Origin of the sequence: Streptomyces sp. NPDC052042, from assembly GCF_044548345.1 — a bacterium.
Taxonomy (GTDB): domain Bacteria; phylum Actinomycetota; class Actinomycetes; order Streptomycetales; family Streptomycetaceae; genus Streptomyces.
On sequence record NZ_JBIUBU010000011.1, the window covers coordinates 244,460 to 266,268 of the forward strand.

The 21,809-nt window shown below is 73.6% G+C and carries 16 protein-coding genes; 11 read left to right on the top strand and 5 right to left on the bottom strand.

Going from position 1 to position 21,809, the window contains the following annotated elements; translation table 11 throughout:
- Positions 1-2: 2 nt before the first annotated feature.
- Together ACIHCL_RS20375 and ACIHCL_RS20380 are read left to right on the top strand one after the other, a co-directional pair.
- The gene (locus ACIHCL_RS20375; protein WP_399863662.1) at positions 3-1,010 is read left to right on the top strand and encodes an amidohydrolase family protein; all 1,008 of its coding nucleotides are present in this window, start codon (positions 3-5) and stop codon (positions 1,008-1,010) included.
- Between the two features lie 259 nt (positions 1,011-1,269).
- A complete protein-coding gene (locus ACIHCL_RS20380; protein WP_399863665.1) occupies positions 1,270-3,090 on the top strand; it encodes an acyl-CoA dehydrogenase in 1,821 nt (606 codons plus the stop codon).
- A 100-nt stretch (positions 3,091-3,190) separates the two neighbouring features.
- Here ACIHCL_RS20380 and ACIHCL_RS20385 read toward each other — a convergent pair whose 3' ends face one another.
- Both ACIHCL_RS20385 and ACIHCL_RS20390 read right to left on the bottom strand, forming a co-directional pair.
- A complete protein-coding gene (locus ACIHCL_RS20385) occupies positions 3,191-4,171 on the bottom strand; it encodes a LysR substrate-binding domain-containing protein (protein ID WP_399863667.1) in 981 nt (326 codons plus the stop codon).
- 331 nt (positions 4,172-4,502) lie between these two features.
- A complete protein-coding gene (locus ACIHCL_RS20390; protein WP_399863670.1) occupies positions 4,503-6,158 on the bottom strand; it encodes an FAD-binding dehydrogenase in 1,656 nt (551 codons plus the stop codon).
- 247 nt (positions 6,159-6,405) lie between these two features.
- Between ACIHCL_RS20390 and ACIHCL_RS20395 the strand changes: the two genes are divergently transcribed.
- From ACIHCL_RS20395 to ACIHCL_RS20430, 8 genes are all read left to right on the top strand, one after another.
- Positions 6,406-7,299, top strand: a complete 894-nt coding sequence (locus tag ACIHCL_RS20395; RefSeq protein ID WP_399863672.1) for a DMT family transporter — start codon at positions 6,406-6,408, stop codon at positions 7,297-7,299.
- Positions 7,300-7,460: 161 nt separating this feature from the next.
- Positions 7,461-8,090 (top strand): TetR/AcrR family transcriptional regulator, encoded by a 630-nt coding sequence (locus tag ACIHCL_RS20400; RefSeq protein WP_399863674.1) that lies wholly within the window; start codon positions 7,461-7,463, stop codon positions 8,088-8,090.
- 47 nt (positions 8,091-8,137) lie between these two features.
- Positions 8,138-8,911, top strand: coding sequence for a glucose 1-dehydrogenase (locus ACIHCL_RS20405; RefSeq protein ID WP_399863676.1), 774 nt, complete (start codon positions 8,138-8,140; stop codon positions 8,909-8,911).
- A 33-nt stretch (positions 8,912-8,944) separates the two neighbouring features.
- Positions 8,945-9,505, top strand: coding sequence for an NUDIX hydrolase (locus ACIHCL_RS20410; RefSeq protein ID WP_399863678.1), 561 nt, complete (start codon positions 8,945-8,947; stop codon positions 9,503-9,505).
- A 43-nt stretch (positions 9,506-9,548) separates the two neighbouring features.
- Positions 9,549-9,944: a YidH family protein gene (locus tag ACIHCL_RS20415; RefSeq protein WP_399863680.1), complete on the top strand. Its 396-nt coding sequence runs from the start codon at positions 9,549-9,551 to the stop codon at positions 9,942-9,944.
- Positions 9,941-10,252, top strand: coding sequence for a DUF202 domain-containing protein (locus ACIHCL_RS20420; protein WP_399863686.1), 312 nt, complete (start codon positions 9,941-9,943; stop codon positions 10,250-10,252). Before ACIHCL_RS20415 ends, ACIHCL_RS20420 begins: the two co-directional genes overlap by 4 nt.
- A gap of 463 nt (positions 10,253-10,715) precedes the next feature.
- Positions 10,716-11,738 carry a phosphotransferase family protein gene (locus ACIHCL_RS20425; RefSeq protein ID WP_399863688.1) on the top strand — a complete coding sequence of 341 codons (1,023 nt, stop codon included), beginning with the start codon at positions 10,716-10,718 and terminating at the stop codon, positions 11,736-11,738.
- Between the two features lie 7 nt (positions 11,739-11,745).
- Positions 11,746-12,960, top strand: a complete 1,215-nt coding sequence (locus ACIHCL_RS20430; RefSeq protein WP_399863690.1) for an acyl-CoA dehydrogenase family protein — start codon at positions 11,746-11,748, stop codon at positions 12,958-12,960.
- A gap of 178 nt (positions 12,961-13,138) precedes the next feature.
- On the opposite strand, the gene ACIHCL_RS20435 is transcribed toward ACIHCL_RS20430, so the two are convergent.
- From ACIHCL_RS20435 to ACIHCL_RS20445, 3 genes are all read right to left on the bottom strand, one after another.
- Entirely contained in the window at positions 13,139-18,091 is a 4,953-nt protein-coding gene (locus ACIHCL_RS20435) for a HEAT repeat domain-containing protein (protein ID WP_399863692.1), read from the bottom strand.
- Positions 18,092-18,268: 177 nt separating this feature from the next.
- Positions 18,269-18,871, bottom strand: a complete 603-nt coding sequence (locus ACIHCL_RS20440) for a TetR/AcrR family transcriptional regulator (RefSeq protein WP_399863694.1) — start codon at positions 18,869-18,871, stop codon at positions 18,269-18,271.
- Between the two features lie 316 nt (positions 18,872-19,187).
- The gene (locus tag ACIHCL_RS20445) at positions 19,188-19,958 is read right to left on the bottom strand and encodes an SDR family oxidoreductase (protein ID WP_399863696.1); all 771 of its coding nucleotides are present in this window, start codon (positions 19,956-19,958) and stop codon (positions 19,188-19,190) included.
- A 363-nt stretch (positions 19,959-20,321) separates the two neighbouring features.
- On the opposite strand from ACIHCL_RS20445, the gene ACIHCL_RS20450 reads away from it, so the two are divergent.
- On the top strand, positions 20,322-21,599 hold the full coding sequence (locus tag ACIHCL_RS20450; protein WP_399863699.1) for an exo-beta-N-acetylmuramidase NamZ domain-containing protein: 1,278 nt from the start codon (positions 20,322-20,324) through the stop codon (positions 21,597-21,599).
- The last annotated feature ends 210 nt before the right edge of the window (positions 21,600-21,809 follow it).

Consider the following 21,809-nt stretch of genomic DNA (forward strand, 5'->3'; position numbering starts at 1 on the left):
GCGTGGACCGCACGATCGACGTCCATACCCATTACGTCCCGTACGGCTGGCCGGATCTGACGGCCGAGGCCGGTCCGGACGCGCCGTGGCTGCGGATCGAGTCCGAGTCCGATGCCGTGATCATGATGGGTTCCAAGGAATTCCGGCGGATCCGGTCCGACGCCTGGGACGCCGCGACACGGCTGCGGGACATGGACGCGGACGGGATACACCGCCAGGTGGTCTCCCCCACCCCGGCGTTCTTCTCCTACGGGCGCGGCGGTGCCGAGGCGGCGAAGATTGCGCGCGTCTTCAACGACCTGGCGCTGGAGATCGTCGCCCCGGCACCGGACCGGCTGATCCCGTTCTGCCAGGTGCCGTTGCAGGACCCGGACGCGGCCTGCCGCGAGCTGGAGCGGTGTCTCGCCAACGGCCACCGGGGCGTGGAGATCGGCAACCACGTCGGCGATCAGGACCTGGACAGCGAAGGCGTCGTGACCTTCCTCCAGCACTGCGCCTCGCTCGACGTTCCGGTGTTCGTGCATCCCTGGGACATGGCGAGTTCGCCGCGCCTGGACCGGTGGATGGCACAGTGGCTCACGGCCATGCCCGCCGAGACCCATCTGTCGATCCTCGCCCTGATCCTGGGTGGTGTCTTCGACCGGATCGACGAACGGCTGAAGATCTGCTTCGCGCACGGCGGAGGGTCCTTCGCCTTCTGGCTCGGCCGGATGGAGAACGCCTGGCACGGCAGGAACGACGTGATCGGTACGTCGGAGCGCCCGCCCTCGCACTACCTGGGCCGCTTCTACGTCGACTCGGTGGTCTTCGACGAGCGGGCCCTGCGGCTCCTGGTCGACACGGTCGGCGCGGACCGGGTGATGGTGGGCAGCGACTACCCGTACCCCCTGGGGGAACGTCCGGTCGGCGAGGTGGTCCGCAAGAGCTCCTTCCTGGACGACCGCGGCCGTGAGCTGATCACGTACGGCAACGCGGAACGCTTCCTGGGGCTGGACGGCTCGCGGGGCTGAACCCCGCGCGGGACCGGGTGACGCGCGGAGCCGGGCGCTTCACGCGGCGAACGATCGCGGAGCCGGCCGGGGCCGGGGCATCGGCCCCGGAACCGGCCGGTTCGGCACGGGGCCGGCCCGTCGGCGGACGGTGCCGGGTCCTGGTACGCGCCCGGAACCGCCCGCGCCCCAAGACGCCCCCTTACCTCCGTGGGGACGCTCTCAATCGTCGTGATCATCACACTGTGCCCACCGAACGTTTGAGCTAGCGTTCGGGTTCATGATCAACATCTCACCCTCTTCCGCTCAGACCGCCACCACCATCGCGACCCTGACGCGGGCACTCTTCGGCGAACAGATGGAGCACCACCACGAGCCCTGGCGCAAGCTGTTCGGCACCGAACCATTCCGCTACCGAGAAGGGCTACGGCCAGACGAGCGCGCCGCACTCTCCTACGAGCGTCTGCGCCTGATCAACGACGCGCTCGACAGCCCCGAGGACCTCGTGGCCGACGTGGAACGCCTCACGGCGCTCCACGAATGGGTCGGGCCGGTGGACGCCGGGCTGGGGACGGTGGCGAGCATCCACTACAACCTCTTCCTCGGCAGCCTCCTCGACCACCCCGCCGGCCCGGACCGGGATCTGGGCGAGTTCGTCGGATTACAGCGCACGGGAACCTTCCTGTGCACGGAGGCCGGTCACGGCAACAGCGCCGCACAACTGGAGACCACCGCCACGTACGAACCGGCCTCGCGCGAGTTCGTGCTGCACACCCCGCACGCGGGCGCCCGCAAGTTCATGCCCAACACCAGTCCCACCGGCGGCCCCAAGACCGCCGTCGTCGCCGCCCGCCTCATCACGGACGGCGAGGACCGGGGCGTCTTCCTGTTCCTCACCCCGCTCGGCGACGAGAACGGGCTCCCGACACCGGGGGTCGAGATACGCAGGCTGCCGCAGACGGCCACCGCCCCCGTCGACCACTGCGTGACCTCCTTCGACCACGTCCGCCTGCCGTACGAGGCACTTCTGCAGTCGGACCACGGACGCCTCACTCCGGAAGGTGTCTTCACCAGTTCGATCGGCAGCCCCCGCAAGCGCTTCCTCCAGTCCATCAGCCGCGTCACCGCCGGCAAACTGTGCATGAGCGCCTACAGTCTCGGGGTCACGCGCCACGCCCTCGCCGTGGCCGTGCGGCACGCCCACACGAGGCGGACGACCGGCGTGACGGCGGGCGGCAGCGTTCCGCTGTTCGCCCACCGCAGCCATCACACGCCGCTCCTGGACGCCATCGCGACCACCTACGCCGCGACGTTCCTGCACCGCGCCGCGGTAGGGCGGTGGGCGCGGGCCACCGGGGCCGAGCGGGAGGACGGCGAGCGGTTCGCGGCCGTGGCCAAGGGGTGGATCACCTGGCAGGCCCGTTCCGTCATGACCGAGTGCCGCGAACGCTGCGGTGCGCAGGGGCTGTTCCTGGCCAATGGAATCGCGGGCCAGCTGGCGGCCAATGAGGGGACCATCACGGCGGAGGGCGACAACCTCGTCATCTGGGTCAAGGCCGCCGGCGAGATGCTCCTCGGGCACTTCACCCCGCAGGAGCCGAGCGGAACGCCGCCCGACTCCCGTGACCTGGACGATCCGCTCTTCCTCCAGGAGCTGCTGGCGGACATCGAACGCGTCTGGCACCAACGCGCGCGGGCCCGTCTGCGCGGCGCGGCGGCAGGCAATCCCCTCAACCGGTGGAACGTCACCGTCACCCCGGCGCTGGAGCTGGTCGACGCCCACGCGCACCGCCAGGCCGCCCAGGCCCTGTTGGACGCCGCCGACCAGACCACCCACCCGGAGGCACAGCGCCTGCTGCGGCTGCTGCACCGCCTGTTCGTCCTGCGCCGGGTCGCGGCTCACAGCGGGGACCTGCTCGCGGAGGGGCACCTCACGCCCGATCAGGTGCGGCGGCTCCCCGACGCGGCCGAGTCCGTGATCGCGGACCTCGCGCCCGAGGCCATGACCCTGACGGACGGATTCGCCGCGGTGAACGAGGTCCTCCTCGACCACCCCATCAACCGTCCTGAAGCTTTCGAGGGCATCCTGCCGCCCCATTGAGGGGCCAGGGCGAAGCACAACGGCTGCTGGGGACAGGTGGCACCCCGGTGACGGACGTGGCACCCCGTTCGTCCGTCACCGCCCCGGGCCCTCGCGGGCCCTACGGTGATGCGTCGCCGTCCGCCCCCTGCGGGGACACCTCCTGCGGAGACACGTTCTGCGGGGACATATGGGCGGCGATCGCCTCCAGGCTCCGGATCAGCTCCTGCGCCGAGGGGCCCAGCGCGCGGGCGGCCGACAGGGTCAGTCCGACGCTGTGGCTGATCGGGTCCAGGGGCACGGCCAGCCGGACCAGCCGCGGGTCGTCCTGGACGATCAGGCTCGGCAGCGCCGCGACGACGTCCGTCTCCAGCAGGAGCTGGCGCACGGTGAGGAACGAGGTGGTCTCGACCCGGTTCATCGGCAGCCGCATGCCGTGCCGGGCGAAGAACTCCTCGATCTCCCGCCGCAGCGCGGTCTCGGCACCCGGCAGGATCCACGGGTAGTCCGCCAGGTCCGCGAGTTCCACCGGAGCCCGCCCGGCCAGCGGATGCGCGGCCCTGACCACGAGTTCGACCGACTCGTCGTAGAGCTTGCGGCGCACGATCCGCTCGTCGGAGGGAACGGTGAGCCGGCCGACGACGAAGTCGATGCGGCCCGCCTCCAAGTCCAGGAGCAACGCTTCCGGCGATGCCTCCCGCACGACCACCGTGAGGTAGGGGCGCTCCTTCTTGATCTCGGCGATGGCCCTCGGGAGGAGCACATTGGACCCGGCCAGATGGGTGCCGACGATCACGGTGCCGCGGTCGGCGTCGGCCAGCTCCACCACATGGCGCCCCGCCTGGGACAGCTGGGCCAGCACGGCCCGCGCGTGCTCGGTGAACGCCTCGCCGAACACGGTCGCGGTGACTCCCCGGGGGCCGCGTTCGTACAGCGTGACGCCGAGGATCTCCTCCAGCTCGTGCAGGCTGCGGGTGGCGGCCGGCTGGGTGATGTGCAGCTCCGCGGCGGCACCGACGACGCTTCCCTGCCGGGACAGCGCGTCGACGAGGACCAGGTGGCGGAACTTCAGCCGCCCGTCGAGCAGGCGCGGGATCTTCACTCCCCGACTCTATCCGCGATCCCTGCCCCGGCACCGGACGGGCCGGGGCACGGATACGGGGACCGGGCGAGGGCCGGGACCGGATGCGGGACCGAAGCCGGGCGCGGGGCCCGGACCGGTCAGGGGGCCCGGCGGCGGACAGGCCGCACCCGGCGGGCGCCGCGCGCCGGACGGGAGAGGTGCCGGACGCCCCCGGTCCCGGGCACCGCCGCCGCACCCGTGCCCGCCGCGCTCCGCGCTCCGGACGCCGCCGTCCGCCCGTCGGCCGTCTGCTGTCCGTCGTCCGTCGCCCGCCGTCCGCCGTCTGCCGTCTGCCGTCCGCCGCACGGTGCTATCCGACGGCCTTCGCCGCCGCCCGTCCCGCGGCCCGGCCGGAGAACATGCAGCCGCCGAGGAAGGTCCCCTCCAGCGAGCGGTAGCCGTGCACCCCGCCGCCGCCGAATCCCGCCGCCTCCCCCGCCGCGTACACACCGGGCAGCGCCGTGCCGTCCTCGGTGAGCACCCGGGAGGAGAGGTCCGTCTCCAGACCGCCGAGCGACTTGCGGGTCAGGATGTTCAGCCGTACGGCGATCAGCGGACCTGCCGCGGGGTCGAGGAGACGGTGCGGCGCGGCCGTGCGGATCAGCCGGTCGCCGAGGTACGCACGCGCCCCGCGGATCGCGGTGACCTGGAGGTCCTTGGTGAACGGGTTGGTGATCTCCCGGTCGCGGCCGACGATCTCGCGGCGCAGCCCGGCCTCGTCGATCAGTGTCTCCCCGGTCAGCGCGTTCATCCCGCGGACCAGGGCGGAGAGGTCCTTCTCGACGACGAAGTCCACCCCGTGGTCCATGAACGCCTTCACCGGCGCCGGTACGTCCGCGCGGGCCCGGCCGATCACATCGCGGACAGACTTCCCGGTCAGGTCGGGGTTCTGCTCGGAGCCGGAGAGCGCGAACTCCTTGCCGATGATCTTCCGGTCGAGGACGAACCAGGTGTACTCGTAGCCGGATCTCATGATGTGTTCGAGGGTGCCCAGGGTGTCGAAGCCGGGGAAGAGCGGGACGGGCAGCCTCCTGCCGCGGGCGTCCAGCCACAGCGAGGACGGGCCGGGCAGGATCCGGATGCCGTGCCTGGCCCAGATCGGGTTCCAGTTCTCGATGCCCTCGGTGTAGTGCCACATCCGGTCGCGGTTGATGTGACGGGCGCCCGCCTCCTCGGCGACGCCGAGCATCAGCCCGTCGACATGGGCGGGGACGCCGGAGAGGAGCTTGGCGGGCGGATTGCCGAGCCGTCGGGGCCACTGCGCGCGGACGAGGTCGTGGTTGCCGCCGATGCCCCCGGAGGTGACGATCACCGCCTGGGCCCGCAGCTCGAAGGTCCCGGTCACCTCCCGGCCGCTCGCGGTGCCGCGGGCCGCCGCACTCGGCTCCAGGATCTCGCCGGTCACCGTGTCGACGGTGCCCGCGGTGCGGCCGAGGCCGGTGACCCGGTGGCGGAAGCGGAAGCGGACCAGGCCCTTGGCCGCGCCCACGCGGACCCGGCGCTCGAAGGGGGCGACGACGCCGGGGCCGGTGCCCCAGGTGATGTGGAAGCGGGGTACGGAGTTCCCGTGGCCGGTCGCCTCGTAGCCGCCGCGCTCCGCCCAGCCGACGACCGGGAAGAGCCTCAGCCCCTGGGCGTGCAGCCAGGACCGCTTCTCACCGGCCGCGAAGTCGATGTACGCCTCGGCCCACTTCCGCGGCCAGTGGTCCTCCTCACGGTCGAAACCGGCCGTGCCGAGCCAGTCCTGGAGAGCCAGCTCACGGCTGTCCCGGACCCGCAGCCGGCGCTGCTCGGGCGAGTCGACGAGGAAGAGCCCGCCCAGGGACCAGTGGGCCTGGCCTCCGATCGACTGCTCGGGCTCCTGGTCGAGCAGGATCACCGACCGGCCCGCTTCGACGAGCTCCGCGGTGGCCACCAGACCCGCGAGCCCTGCCCCGATCACGATCACATCAGCGTCGTACGCCATGGGTCCCATCCTTGTCGGGGAGGTTCGGCCCGGGCCGCGGTGGCGTCGACGGCCGGAACCGGCCGGGCCACGACGGCGTCCGGCTCGAACGCCGGGAGTCAACGGAAGTTACTCGTGCGTCAGATCCTCTGCACCGGCCGCCGCGGCGTCAACCGCCCCGCTCGGCGGTGTTCCGACCGCGCTCGCCGGGTCCGGGCGTTATGGTCGATACAAACCACTCATTTCCGGCCTTGCTTGGGGTAGAAGCGTGTCGGTGCTGGTCCTCGTCCTCGCCGTGAGCGCCGCCTGCTGCCTGGGCTTCGGCTTCGTCCTCCAGCAGGACGCCGCCTCGCACGCACCGCGGAGCGACTATCTCTCCCCCCGGCTGCTGCTGGACCTGATGCGGGTCCCGATCTGGCTGGCCGGGATCGGGCTGATGGTCTGCGGCATGGTGCTGGGCGCGCTGGCCCTGGGCAAGGGCGAGCTGTCCGTCGTCGAGCCGCTGCTCGCCACCAATCTGCTCTTCGCGATGGCGTTGTCGCGCCACCGCACCGGGCAGCGGCTCGGCCGGCAGGGCTGGGCCGGGCTCTGGTTGCTGGCCGGCGGGGTCGCCGCGTTCCTGCTGGCGGGCGAGCCTCGGGGCGGCGAGGCGGCGACCGATCCACTGCGGCACTGGCTGGTCGTCGGCGCGGTCGTGGGCACCGCCCTGCTGCTCACCGCCTTCGCCAAACGGCACCGCTCCGGGGTGGCCCCGGCGCTGCTCGCGGTGGCGGCCGGACTGCTGTACGGACTCCAGGACGCGCTCACCCGGCTCACCGGCCAGCGGATCACCGAGGGCGGTTTCGTGGCCGCGGTGACGGCGTGGCAGCCGTACGCGGTGGTGGTCCTGGGGGTGACGGGACTGCTCCTGGTGCAGAGCGCGTTCGAGACGGGCCCGCTGCGGGTCTCGCTCCCGCCGCTGACCGCCGCTCAGCCACTGGCCGGGATCGCCTGCGGGGTGGGGTTTCTCGGCGACCACCTGCGCACCGACGCGGTCGCCCTGGCATGGCAGGCGGCCGGCCTCGCGGCGATCGTCGTCGGGATCGTGCTGCTGGGGCTGCATCCGGCCATGCCGAAGGGACGGGTGGGCAGGCACCGGCACAAGAGCCTCCAGGCAAGCTGAACGACACCCCTCGCTCCGCGACCGGTCCGCGCCCGGGGGTGCGCTGTGGACGCCTCGGCCGGGATCACGGCGGCTCACGAGTGGTTCGACGTCGGACGGTGTCGGCGCGCTCACACCGCCAGCACTTGGATATTAATAATGACCAGCATTACCCTGGCTCCATGGCAAGAACATCGGGGCAGGAGACCAAGGACAAGCTGGTCCGCGCGGCCGAGGAGGTCTTCGCCGCGCAGGGCGCGGACGGCGCACAGCTCCGGGACATCGTCCGGCTGGCCGGGCAGAGCAACCCGTCGGCGGTCCAGTACCACTTCGGCTCCCGGGCCGGGCTGATCGACGCCGTGATGGCGGGCCGCCAGGCCCGTGCCGAACGGGTCGTCGCACCGCTGCTCGATGAACTGGCTCCGGACTGCGGCGTACGGGAGCTGCTCACCGCGCTGGTGACGGCGGAGGCGAGCCTGCTCGCCGACGTCCGCGGCTGCCGTTGCCTGCGGATCTCCGCCCAGCTCAGCCGGGAGACGGGGCTGCGGACCGGACGCCCGCACCCGGCCCTGGACGGCACGGCGTACGGGCGCCTGATCGGCCGCATCGGGGACTGCCTGGGCGAGCTCCCCCCACCGCTGCGCCTGGAGCGCCTGGATCTGGCACTCACCCTGATCGGCGCGGCGTTCGCGGACCGCGCCCGCCAGTCCCTCGACGGTGTCCGGCCGCTGACCGACGAGCGCCTCTTCCTCGCCGATCTCATCGAGACCACCACGGCGTTCCTGCACGCTCCCGTGCCGGACCGGACGTGAACCGCCCGCGCCACACGAACCACCCGCACCACACGAAGGACGGCACCATGACCGAGAAGAGCAAGCTCGACGGAAAGACCGTGATCATCACCGGCGGCGCCCGGGGCCTGGGCGCCGAGGCCGCCCGCCTCGCCGTGGCCCGCGGTGCCCGGGTGGTGATCACCGACGTCCTGGACGACGAGGGCGCCGCCACCGCCGCCGAACTCGGGAAGAACGCCCGCTTCCTGCGCCACGACGTGACCTCCGAGCAGGACTGGCAGCGCGTCGCGGAGTTCGCCGTCGCCGAATTCGGGCGCATCGACGGCCTGGTCAACAACGCGGGCATCTCGACCGGCCAGCTCCTGGAGGCCGAGACGGTCGAACACTTCCGCAAGGTGATCGACATCAACCTGACCGGTGTCTTCATCGGCATGCGGACCGTGATCCCCGCGATGAAGGAGATCGGCGGCGGCTCGATCGTCAACATCTCCTCGGCCGCCGGGCTGATGGGCCTGGCCCTGACGTCCAGCTACGGCGCCTCGAAGTGGGGCGTGCGCGGGCTGACCAAGATCGGCGCGGTGGAACTGGGCACGGCCGGGGTCCGGGTGAACTCCGTCCACCCCGGCATGACCTTCACGCCGATGACCGCGTCCACCGGCATCCGGTCCGGCGCGGGCAACTACCCGAACACCCCGATGGGCCGGGTCGGCGAGGCCTCGGAGATCGCGGAAGCGGTCGTCTTCCTGCTCTCGGACGCCGCCTCGTACATCACCGGCGCGGAACTGGCCGTGGACGGCGGCTGGACGACGGGGCCGACCGTGAAGTACGTCATGGGGCAGTGATCACCGGGGGCGTTCTGTTGTTGGATGAGGGGCATGGCTCCTTCCGAACCTTCCGAGAAGCCCCCTTCCGGCCAGAATCCCTCCGACGAGATCCTGGACATCGTCGACGAGAACGACGAGGTCGTGGGACAGGCCCCGCGCGGTGAGGCGACCGCGCGGGGCCTGCGCCACCGCTGTGTGTTCATCGAGGCCAGGGATGCGGCGGGGCGGCTCTTCGTGCACCGCAGGACGCCGACCAAACTGGTCTTCCCGTCCCGGTACGACATGTTCGTCGGCGGGGTCGTCGGCGCGGGCGAGTCGTACGACGAGGCGGCGTTGCGGGAGGCGGAGGAGGAGCTGGGGGTCCGCGGGCTGCCCCGCCCCGAGCCGCTGTTCACGTTCCTCTACACGAGCCCCGAGCATTCCTGGTGGAGCCGGGTGTACCGGGTACGGTGCGAGCTACCGGTGAACCCGCAGGTGGAAGAGGTCGCCTGGCACGGCTTCCTCACCGACGCGGAACTGGAGCGCTGGCTCGACGACTGGGAGTGGGTGCCGGACGGCCTGGAGGCGTACCACCGGCTGCGGGCCTTCCGGGCGGGTGGAGCGGCGTCCTGACCCGGTCGGCGACCATCGGCGGAACGACGGACGGGATTCAGACGTGAACGCGTTCAAACGGGGCTTGAGGCTGTGGTTCGCGCCGCAGCACGTCCGCGAGGAGGGCGAGACCCCCGACTACCGCTTCTCGCTCGCCAACGAGCGCACGTTCCTGGCCTGGCTCCGGACGGCCCTGGCGCTGATCGGCGGCGGTTTCGCGGTCGACCAGTTCCTTCCCTCGCTGGCGTGGGGCGCCCGGGCCGGGCTGGCGCTGGCGCTGCTGGCGTCGGGGGTGCTGTGCACGCTGCGGGCGATCAACCACTGGGTGCGGTGCGAGCAGGCGATGCGGCGCGGCGAGGACCTGCCGGTCTCCAGGTTTCCGACCCTGCTGGGGCTCACCGTCACCGTGGTCGCGGTGGCGATGGTGCTGGTGGTTCTCTTCGGCTGGGAGAAACGGTGACGGCCTCCGCGCGCGACCCCGGGCTGCAGCCCGAGCGGACCAGGCTGGCGTGGCGGCGCACCACACTGTCCTGCACGGTGGTGGCGCTGCTGGCGGTCCGGCAGGCACTGCACGCCGGGGCGGGCCCCGCGGCGATCCTCGCCGCGGCGTTCAGCGCGCTCGCCTGGCTGGTCTTCCTGGGGGTGGCGCACCGGCGGGTGCTCGCGATGGGAGCCGGGCGTCCGCGACCGCTGCCGGCGTCGGCCGCCCTGGCCGCCGCGGCGTGCGTGGTCGCACTGGCGGTGTTCGCCGCGGGCATGGTGTTCTGAGGGCCGGCGTACGGACGCCCGCCGGGGACGTGGCCGGTATGCGCACGTGATCGGCACGGCGCCGTGAGCGGACGGATCCATGATCGGTACGGCCCACCTGATCGGTACGGCCCACGTGATCGGCGCGGGGGCCGGCCGCCGAACGGCCGCGCGTCGCCCCGCGCCTCCTTCACGCACCGCTTCGTGACGTGTCCTCCGCCACACCCCGTGCAGCGCTTCGGGCCGCCTCGACCGCTGCCCCCGTGCACCGCGGCGCTCCGTACCGCCCCCTCCCGCGCGCCGCTTCCCGCCGCTGCCACCGCCACCGCCGCCATGCGTCGTCCGCAACGCGCGCCGCTCGCCCCAAGGCCGCGCAGCCCTCCCCCATCGCCGCCGCACATCGAGATCCCGGCGCCCGCTGGACGACATACCGACTGGTCGGCATCATGAACTCCAACCGTCTCTCATCCCGGAGGTGCGCACCATGAGCCCAGTCCACCCGCCAGGTCTCGACCTCGACCGGCTGCGCGGGCATCTCGACCACGAGCTGCCGGGGCTGGTGAGCGGACCGCTCGAAGCCCGGCTGGTCGAGGGCGGCCGGTCGAACCTGACCTATCTCGTGACCGACGGCACCGGCCGCTGGGTCGTCCGCAGGCCGCCGCTGGGCCACGTGCTGGCGACCGCGCACGACATGAAGCGCGAGCACCGCGTCCTCAGCGCCCTGTACCCGACGGCCGTCCCGGTGCCGGAACCGGTCCTGCTCTGCGAGGACGACTCGGTGCTCGGGGCCCCCTTCTACGTGATGGAGTACGTCGAGGGCACCCCGTACCGCACCGCCGAGGAGCTGGCCCCGCTGGGGGCCGAGCGCACCCGGACGGCCGTCCTCGGCCTCGTGGACACTCTGGTCGAGCTCCACGCGGTGGACCCGGCGTCCGTCGGACTCGGCGACTTCGGACGGCCCGAGGGCTTCCTCGAACGCCAACTGCGCCGCTGGGGCAAGCAGCTGGACGCCTCCCGCAACCGCGAGCTGCCCGGCGTCGACGCGCTGCATTCCGCGCTCGGCCGCGCGCTGCCCGCCTCTCCCACCCCCACCGTCGTGCACGGCGACTACCGCCTGGACAACGTGCTGATCGGTACCGACGACCGGATCAAGGCCGTGCTCGACTGGGAGATGTCGACGCTCGGCGACCCGCTCACGGACCTCGGTCTGCTGGTGATGTACAGCTCCGACCTCGGTCTGGCGGACTCCCCGGTCTCCACCACCAGCGGCGCGCCCGGACACCCCTCCCCCGCCGAGCTGATCGCGCGCTACGCCGCCCGTTCCGGCCGGGACACCTCCGCCCTTTCCTGGTACACCGCGTTCGCCTGGTTCAAGCTCGCCGTGATCCTGGAGGGCATCCACTACCGCTACACCCTGGGGCAGACGGTCGGTGCCGGCTTCGACCGCATCGGCGATCTCGTCCCCGTCTTCATCGAACACGGCCTGACCACCCTCAAGGAAGGCTGACCGGCTCATGGACTTCGCATTCGACGCGCGCACCGAAGAACTGCGCGACAGGCTCAGTGCCTTCATGGACGAGCACGTGTACCCGGCCGAGCGGACCGCCGACGAACAGCGCGTGCTCCTGGCGTCCCCGTGGGAGACGCCGCAGGTCGTCGAGGATCTGAAGGCCGAGGCACGAAGGCGGGGGCTGTGGAACCTCTTCCTGCCCGACGCCGAGTACGGGGCCGGGCTGACCAATCTCCAGTACGCCCCGCTCGCCGAGATCACTGGCCGCTCGCCGCAGCTGGCCCCGACCGCGCTCAACTGCGCGGCCCCCGACACCGGGAACATGGAGGTGCTCCACCAGTTCGGCACCGACGAGCAGAAGAAGCGGTGGCTGGAACCACTGCTCGCCGGGGAGATCCGCTCGGCGTTCGCGATGACCGAGCCCGAGGTCGCCTCGTCGGACGCGACGAACATCGAGACCCGGATCGAGCGCGACGGCGACCACTACGTCATCAACGGCCGCAAGTGGTACATCTCCGGGGCGATGAACCCGGACTGCGCGATCTTCATCGTGATGGGCAAGACCGATCCCGAGGGCGCCGACATCCGCCGCCAGCAGTCCATGATCCTGGTCCCGCGCGACACCCCCGGCCTCGACGTACGGCGTGCCATGCGGGTGTACGGCTACGAGGACCACTACCACGGCGGGCACGCCGAGGTCGTGTTCGAGAACGTGCGGGTGCCCGCGGCGAACCTGATCGGGGAGGAGGGCGGCGGCTTCGCGATCGCCCAGGCGCGGCTGGGGCCGGGCCGCATCCATCACTGCATGCGGCTGATCGGCATGGCCGAGCGGGCGATCGAGCTGATGTGCCGTCGTGCGGTGACCCGTACGGCCTTCGGCAAGCCGCTCGCCGCGCAGGGCGTGGTGCAGAACTGGATCGCGGACGCGCGGGTGACGGTGGAGCAGCTCCGGCTGCTGGTGCTGAAGACGGCCTGGCTGATGGACACGGTGGGCAACCGGGGCGCGCACACGGAGATCCAGGCCATCAAGATCGCCACCCCGCGGGCGGTGGTCGGCATCCTCGACCGGGCGGTGCAGCTGTACGGCGCCGGCGGGGTCGGCCAGGACTTCCCGCTGGCCGAACTGTGGGCCGCGGCGCGGACGCTGCAACTGGCGGACGGGCCGGACGAGGTGCACCAGCGGTCGCTGGCCCGGCGGGAGATCAAGAAGTACCGCTGAGCGAGGCGTTCGGCGGCGGTGCCCGACGGGCCCGCCGCCGGGCACCGCTTCCGGCCGCGGTCGCGCCCGAAGCCACCGGGGTTCGCCCGCCCGGTGCTTGCCGGGGCCCGGTCGCCGGGGACCGGGCACGCCCCGGCCCGGCGGCCCCGCATCCCGCCCGACGGGCCGGGCCGCGTCTTCAGGTCGGCGGCGTCCGGTCCGGGGCCGCCGTGATCCGGTCGAGCACGGACGTGTAACGCACCCGCCGGTCGGGGCGTGCGTGGTCGGCGGCATGACGGAGCGCGGGGACGGCCGCCTCACTCATCTCCACGAGACCGTCGGCCGCCGCCCCGCGCACGACGGGGTGGGCATGCCCGAGCAGAGCCGTCACGGCGGGGATCGCGGGCAGCCGGCGGGCGTGGCAGAGCGTGCGGATCGCAGAGCGCACCACCTCGGGCCGGGGGTCGTCCAGCAGTAGCGCGGTGTGACGCAGATGGGTGTCGCGGTCGAGCATCCTCCGCGAGGCGCGATGGGCCCGCAGCCGGACCCTGCCCCGCGCGTGCCGCACCAGCTCCCCGAGGATCTCGGCCAGTTCGGGATCCCGGTCCGGCTCCGGCCCCGGGTGCGCGTCGGCGAGTTCCGTCAGCGCACGGCAGGCCCGGTCCGGGCTTCCGGTGCGGGCCAGGTCGAGCAGTTCCTGCCGGGAAGGGGCGACCGGGGCCGCCGCGGACGCGGCCGGTGTGCGGGCGCGGAGCGCGGCCGCCGCCGCGTCCCGACATCCGGCGTCCGGGCCGCGCAGGGGTCCCTCCACGAGGACGAGCCGGTCCGCGAGCGCGTCGTGCCCTGCGGCGCACAGCCGTTCGCGCACGCGCTCCAGGGCGGGAGTGCGCAGCAGCCGACGGCCGGCGAGCAGGTCGAGGAAGCCCCAGGCCCCGGCGTCGAGTCGGGCTTCGAGGACGCGGGCGAGCGCGTCGGCGGGGTAGCCGCGCAGCGCGTCGGCCACCGCCGGGCTCAGGGCGGGCGGGGCCTGCTCCCACCATTCCAGCAGCACCGCCACCAGCGGTTCCCGTTCCCAGGGGCCGAGTCGCGAGGCCAGGAGGGCCACGCGCTCGCGCAGGATGCCGTCGCCGCGCAACTCCGCCGTGTCGACGCCGGTCAGCGCACGGGCGAGGTCGGCGTCGACGGGCAGGTCGACGTGCCCCCGGAGGAACGCGAGCAGCGCGGACCGCCGGGCGTCGGGCTCGGGCCACGTCGCCAGGGCGCGGGCGGCGGTCTCCCTGCGGTCGGCGGCGGTCGACTCCAGCATGGCCAGCAGGCGTGCGCGCTGCGGCGCCGAGCGGGACCGGCCGGGGTCACCGTCCCGGACCCGCCGGGGCGGTGGAGCCGGTGTACGGGCGGTCTCGGTGAGGGTCCACAGCGGTGCGTCCAGGGGCTGGAGCCGCGTCATCCAGTCGAGCAGGGCGGCGCGGACGCCGGGATCCGCCGCGGGGTGGGCCTCGATCAGTGCGGCCAGCCGGTCCCGGGAACCGATCGTGCCGTCGTCCCGCCGACGGAACTCCTCCAGCGCGGCCGGGTTGCGCGTCGCTTCGCGCAGCGCCGCCCGCCACGCCCGGATCGCGTCGGCCCGTCCTCCGTCGGCGGGGGCCCCGTCCGTCCGGATCGGTCCGGCTCCGGTGGCATCGGCCCTCGGCGGGCCGACCGTGGATACCCCCGGCACGGCCCCGGCGGACGCGGGCGTGCCGCCGGGGTGACCGTCCGGCGGGGTCGGGCCGGGGGCCGGGGCCGCGAACGCCTCCCGGAGCACGGCGGCCTCGGCCGTCCAGGGGTCGGCCCCGAGCCGGGCCGCGTCCAGCGCCCGGTCGAGGTCGGCCCGGACCGGCACCGCGCCCAGGCGGCGCAGCAGCGTCAGCGTGGACCTGTGCGGGGTCGCGGGAGCGGGGGGCAGGGCCCGTACCGCCGCGACGACGGCCGGTCCGCCGACCGCCGGCAGCGTCGGGGCCACCTCCTCCAGCAGGACGATCAGATCGTGCCGGTCCTCGTCCCGGGCGCCCTTGAGCGCGTCGAGCAGGACCGGGAGGGACCGGGCGCAGACGGTCAGCTCCTCGGCCGTCCTGGGCCCGGGGCAGGTGCGGAGCGCCAATCGGGCCAGGTCCTTCCGGGCGGCGGGGCGGGCCGCGGCCAGCCGGAGCAGATCGCCGAGCATCGGCCGGAGCTCCACCGCCCATTCGGGGCGCAGCCGGTGGGCGTGCCCGGCGAGGCGCAGCGCGGTCGCGGCGTCCCAGCCGCCGGCGACCAGCGACGTGATGCCGCGGTGGGCCTCGTCGTCCGCCGATGGCTTCCGTGCCCCGTCCGGTACGGCGTTCCCGTGCCTGGCCATGGGTCCGGCGAGGTCCCGTACCGTCCCGGAGGCCAGGCCGGTGCGCCCGGCCGCGACCAGCGCGAGCAGAGGGGCCGCCACCGGCGATCCCTGGTCGTCGAGGGCGAGGACCGAATGTGCGGTGAGGGCGCCGTGGAGCCCTTCGAGGAGTCGGTCCCGGGTCCGCTCGTCGCGGCTGTGCTCGGCGGCGGCGAGGACCGTCGCCGCGTAGGCGTCGCCGAGGACGGCGCGCAGGGCCGCGACGAGCAAGGCGCGCAGCCCGGGGTTGTCGTGGCGTCCGAGCCCGCGGAGCAGCCCGGGCACGGCCGCCGGGGCGCCCGCGTGGGCCAGTGCCTCGGCGGCGGTCTTCCTGATGTTCATGTTCGGGTGGTCCAGACCGGCGGCGATCGCCTCGGATGCCCAGTGGGCCCGCGCCCGCCCCAGGGCGTACAGCGCCTGCTGGACGGTCTGGATGTCGGGGGCCCGGGTCAGTGCGATCAGGGTCGCCGATAGCGCCCGCGCGTCCTCGCCGGTGGCGTCGCGGGCGAGCAGGGCGATGACGTGCTTGCGCACGTGCCGGTCGCGGTGGCGCAGCAGCCGGTGGACCCGGGCCCGGGTGCCGGACCAGGGGGCCCTGAGCAGTGCTTCCAGAAGGATCGCGCGCTCCCGGTCGGAGAGTCCGGGGCGCTCCAGCAGCTCCAGGACCGTGGTCGCGACGAGCGCGTGGCCGGCCTGCGTCGCGTCGACCGCGTCGAGCAGGCAGACCGGCCGGATCGCGCCCCGGTCGTACAACCGGCGGCCCAGACCGTGCACGGCATCCAGGACCTCCTGGGGCACCACCGGCCCGGCTCCGGGCCGGGGGCGGTCGCGGGGTCCGGCGACCGCGTCGGGCCGTCCGGCCTCCACCGGCCCGGCTCCGGGGCCGGGGCCGGGGCCGGGGCCGGGGCCGGTCTGCCGGCCGGCGGCCAGGTCGGACACGAGGCGCAGCAGCAGGTCGGCGATGGCCGGCAGGGTGCCCGCACCGCCGTGGGCCGCCGTCCGGCACAGCGCCGCCACGGGGTCGTCCGGGTCCGGTCGGGAGCGCAGCAGCGTCAGTTCCCGCTCGTCCGGTCCGCCGAGGGAGGCCGCCACCCTGGTCGGCAGGTCGAGCGGGTCGAGCCGTTCCAACAGGGCCCGACGCTGTTCCGGATCGCGGGTGAGCTGCCACAGCAGGTCGAGGGCGTGGTGCCGCACGGCGTACAGGTGGGGTGCGGGCGGTGTTCCGCCCAGGCCCAGGCCCTCGCGCAGCGCCCGCACCGTCCGCCGCCCGCCGATGGCCTCCAGCGTGTCGAGGGCCGCGGCGGGTGCCGAGGGCAGCAGCGCGATCACGGCCTCCTCGGCCGGGGCATGGCGCAGTGCGCGGATCGCGTGGAGGAACGGGCCGGGCGCGGGAGCCGACGGGAGTGCTCGGGCGATCGCGTCTCCGATCGGCAGTTCGTCCGCGCCCTGCCCGGCCAGAGCCACGAGCAGGGCGAGCCGTCGCGGCCAATCGGGATCGCCGGGAGCCGCGTCGGTCAGGGCCCGGAACGTCTCGGCCCGGACGGTGAAGAGCACGGTCGCGACCTCGTCGGGCGGTATCGAGTGGTCGGCCAGGGCCAGCTCGACGACGTCCCGTGCATACGGCCCGGCGACGAAGTGCCCGCGCCGGTGGAGGCCCCGCAGGCAGGTGACGGCGGACCGGCCGAACAGCAGCGGGTCGCCCGCGGCGACCGCCAGGAGTCCGCCGATGTCGTCGCGGTCCGCCGACTCGCCGAGGAGTTCCAGCGCCCTTCGCCGCTTCGCGGGCGGAAGGTCCGGGTCCTCGACGGCACCCCGCAGCAGTTCCTCGTGGCCGTGGCGGGCGGCGGCGATGAGCGCCGCGCCGGCCGTACCGGGCCGGTTCCGCGCCGGTCCGGCAGCGAGCAACGGGGACAGGAGACCCGGCGGCAGCGGCTCCGTCGCCGCCCAGGGCTCCCCCAGTTCGCCCAGCGCCCCGGCGACGACCGAGTGGCTGCCCGGGACGCCCCGGGCGTCGCCGGAAGGGCCAGGGGCACCGTCGGCGGGGTACGGGGCGCCGTCGACGATGTCCGGGGCGTCACCGAAAGCGGCCGGGGCACCGTGAGCGGGGTCCCGGGTGCCCTCGGAGGCGGCCGGGGTGCCCTCGGCACTGATCAGGCCGATCAGGGTGTTCCGGACCCGCGCGGGTGCGAGCAGCCCGGCGCGCAGGCCCTGTCGGGCGAGCCTCAGTGCCTCGGCCCGGAGCACCGGGTCGCCGCTGTCGGCGAGTTCGGCCACGAGCCGGTCCGGCCGAGACGCGTGGGCGATGCCGATCGCCCGTACCGCCTGGTAGAGGAGTTCGCCGCGCTCCTCGTCGCGGACCACCGCCGGGTCGTCGAAGATCTCGGCACGCAACCACGCCACGCCCACCCGGGCCGGGAGCCGCGCCGTACGCCAGTCCGGCCGGGGGCGACCGCGCAGATGGCGGCCAAGGCGCTCGTGGAGCCCGGCGAGGAGAAGGTCTGCCTCCGGCCGTCCCGTCAGCGTCCGGGGCAGCAGCCCGGCGAGTTCGGCCCCCTCCGCCTCGTCGGACGGGCCGTCGGGCGTGACGCGCTCGGTGAGCAGGACGAGTCCGACCTCGCGGACACCGGGGTCCTCGTGCCGGATCAGGCGGCCGAGCAGGGCGGGTGGGCAGTCCCGGGCGTCGAGGAGCACGGACAACCGGTCGGCGTCCGCCCGACGTACGGCGTCGTGGATCTGTTCGTCGGTCGGCGTCCTCATCGCCCGATGCTAACGACGGCGTCCGCACGGCCGCCAACACGTTTGCGGGCTCCCGGCCCCCGTCCCGTCCCCCTGCGCCGCGCGCGCTCCCGGCCGCCGGAGCCCTGAGCCCGACGGCAGACGGCAGACGGCAGACGGCAGACGGCAGACGGCAGACGGACCCTACGAAGACCGGCTCTACGGGCGCAGGGCGCGCAGCAGCAGATCGGCCAGATGGTCGGCGACCTCCTGCTGGCTGAGCGGGCCGTCGGGGCGGTACCAGGTGGAAAGGTGGTGGACCGAGCCGAAGTGGTAGTCGACGACCAGGTCCGCGGGGGTGGCCGTGGAGAACACGCCACTGCGCTGGCCCTCTTCGATCAGGGCCCGGAAGCGCTCGTGGTAGCGGCGCCGCTCCGCCCGCACCTGCATGTTCTTCTCCGGGCTCAGATGGTGCATGGAGCGGAAGAAGATCGCGGCGTCGTCGAGGTTCTCGATGGTGGTGACGACCACGTCGGCCGCGGCGTCGCGCAGACGCTGCTCGACCGGGGCGTCGGCGTCGGCGAAGGCGTCGAGGCGTTCCTGCTGGAGGCGCAGCACCCGGGCGTACACCTCCTGGAGGAGGTCCTCCTTGGAGCCGAAGTAGTGGTAGAGCGCGCCCTTGGTGACGCCCGCCGCCTCCACGATCTCCTGGACGGACGTGCGGTCGTAGCCGCGCTCGGCGAAGAGCCGGGTGGCGACGGCCAGCAGCCGCTGGGGTACCGGGGCCGATTCCTCCGATTCCCCGTCCGTCACCTTGGCCATGGCCGTCACCTTTCTTCCGTCCCGTGCGCGGGTCCGCGCCGTGCGAACCCTGTGTACAGAGGTCTACCGGTGGGAACGCGGTTCCCGCCCGAGGATCTTCCCACTCGCGGTGCACGGGCACCCGGTCGGCGTCCCGGCCCGCGGGCGCGTGATATACGGGAAACGCTCCTCGCGGCGTACGCGGCGGTACTCGTCGCGGCCCCTGCCCGGCCCCGCCCACGCGGGCGCCCTCCTCCGCGCCGACACGCTCCCGCCCGGGGGTCCCCGGCCGCGCGTCCGGGTCCCTGGTCCGTGCCCTCCGTACGGCCGGATCGGGTCAGGCGCCGCCGTCCTCCTCCCACGTCCGCTGGAGGCGGTTCATGTTGCCGAGCCAGCGGTCGGTGTCCTCGGCACGGGCCCGGTAGAACCCGGCGACCTCGGGATGCGGCAGCACGAGGAAGCGGTCCTCGGCGATGGCGTCGAAGAGCGCCTCGGCGACCGCCTCCGGTTCGACGGCGGTGGGCGCGAGGACGAGTTCGCCGGCCGTTCCTGCGGAGGTCAGCATGTCGGTGCGCACGCCCTGCGGACAGATGGCGTGCACCTTGACGCCGCGATGGCGGTAGGTCAGCGAGAGCCATTCGGCGAAGGCGACGGCACCGTGCTTGGTCACGCTGTACGGCGCTGCCCCGATCATCGTCAGCAGCCCGGCGGCGGAGGCGGTCGAGACGAACCGGCCCTCGCCGCGCTCCAGCCAGCCGGGCAGCAGCGCCCTGGCCGCACGGACATGGGCCATGACGTTGACGTCCCAGGCGGCGGCCCACACCTCCTCCTCGGCGAGGGCGTCACCGGGTGAGGCGAGGCCCGCGTTGGCGCAGTAGACGTCGACGGCGCCGTCCAGCGCGTCCCGGGCGGCGTCCAGGGTCCGCGAGGCGTCACCGGCGATCGCGACGGCGCCGATCTCCTCGGCCAGCTTCTCGATCCGCGCCCCGTCCAGGTCGTTCACCACGACGCGCGCGCCCTGGGCCGCGAACCGACGGGCCAGCGCGGCTCCGATACCGCCTCCGGCGCCCGTGACCACCACGCCCGCGCCCCGCACCGTGTCACCCATCCGTCCCACCTCTCCGCCGACCGCGCACGGCCCTTCGCCGACCGCACGCGGCAGACTAACCAGTCGGTATGCCGAGCGGAAGAGGCCACGCCCGCGGGGACGCCCACCCGAGGGGCAAGACGCCCGGCAGACGCTCCCCGCGGCGAAGGCACGAGCAGGGCGCGCGCCTCGCCCCGGCAGTGCGTCCGTCACGCCCCTCGTACACCGCACCCCGGCGGACCCGTCGGACATCGCGCCCACCGTGTACCGCGTACCGCACCCGTCTCCTTCCTCACACCCGTCGCGTCCGGCTCGTTCCGTACGGCCTGATCGCGCGCTAGCGTGCATGGTCATGACAGACGTCGTGATCACGGAGGTAGCCGAATGAGCCTGTCCAGACGTGGTTTGCTGGCCGCCGGCGGCGCGGTGGGGGCCCTCGCGGCGACGGCCGCGGGAGGCACCGGAACGGCGGCTGCTGCCCCCGCACCCGGCAAGGGGCACGGCAACGGCCGCGGGCGGGTCCGCACCGGCTTCGACCTGCTGGCGGCGGACGGCTATGCGCCGCTGAAGGGCCAGAAGGTCGGCGTCGTCACCAACCCGACCGGGGTCACTTCCGATGTGCGCCACATCGTCGACGCGATGCATCCGGACGACCGGGTGAACCTGATCGCCGTCTTCGGACCCGAGCACGGCTTCCGCGGCACCGCGCAGGCGGGCGGTTCGGAGGGGCGGTACGACGACCCGGCGACCGGACTCCCGGTCTACGACACGTACTTGAAGAGCGGGCAGCCGCTCGCGGACGTCTTCACGGCATCCGGCGTGGACACGGTCGTCTTCGACATCCAGGACGTGGGCGCCCGCTTCTACACGTACATCTGGACCCTGTACGACTGCATGGAGGCGGCGGCCCTCGCGGGCAAGCGGTTCGTCGTACTGGACCGGCCCAACCCGATGACCGGACGGGCCGCGCTCGGGCCGGTCCTCGACCCGGCGTTCGCCACGTTCGTCGGCCGCAGGGAGATCCCGCAGGCGCACGGCATGACCGTCGCCGAGCTGGCACTGCTGTTCAACGGGGAGTTCCTGGAGAGGCCGGTGGACCTGCGGATCGTGAAGATGTCGGGGTGGCGGCGCTCGGACTTCTTCGACGCGACCGGGCTCCCGTGGGTGCCGCCGAGCCCCAACATGCCGACGCCGGACACCGCGCTGGTCTACGCGGGCACCTGCCTGTTCGAGGGCACGAACCTCTCCGAGGGGCGGGGCACCACCCGGCCGTTCGAACTCCTCGGCGCGGAGGGCGTCGACCGCCGGTGGGCGGCCGCGGCCAACGCGCTGGACCTGCCGGGGGTCGCGTTCCGCGAGGCGTACTTCGCGCCGACCTTCTCCAAGTTCGAGGGGAAGACGGTCGGCGGGGTGCAGGTGCACGTCCACGACCGCGCCGCCTTCGATCCGGTGCGCACGGGGATCGGGCTGCTGGTGACGGCGAAGCGGACCTGGAGCGGGTTCGCGTGGCGCTCCGACAACTGGATCGACAAGCTCACCGGCAACACCCGGGTCCGCACGATGATCGACGCCGGAGCCGGGACGGACGAGGTGGTGGGGGCCTGGTCGGCGGAGCTCGCCGCGTTCCGGGCCGTCCGGAAGAAGTACCTCCGGTACCAGTGAGACGACGCCGGGCGGGAGAGCGGATCCGTCACCCGTGAAATCGAGTAGGAGGGCCGGGTCGCCCGGCCCTCCTCTCACACCACCGGACATGCGGGCCTCGCATCCGGCGGTTCATCGAGCTGATCTCAACCTCTGCCAGGTCGGCTTGAGCATGCGCAGACCCAGGTCTTCCCAGTGGGAGTTGGGCAGTGCCCGCTGAAGGACGGCTGA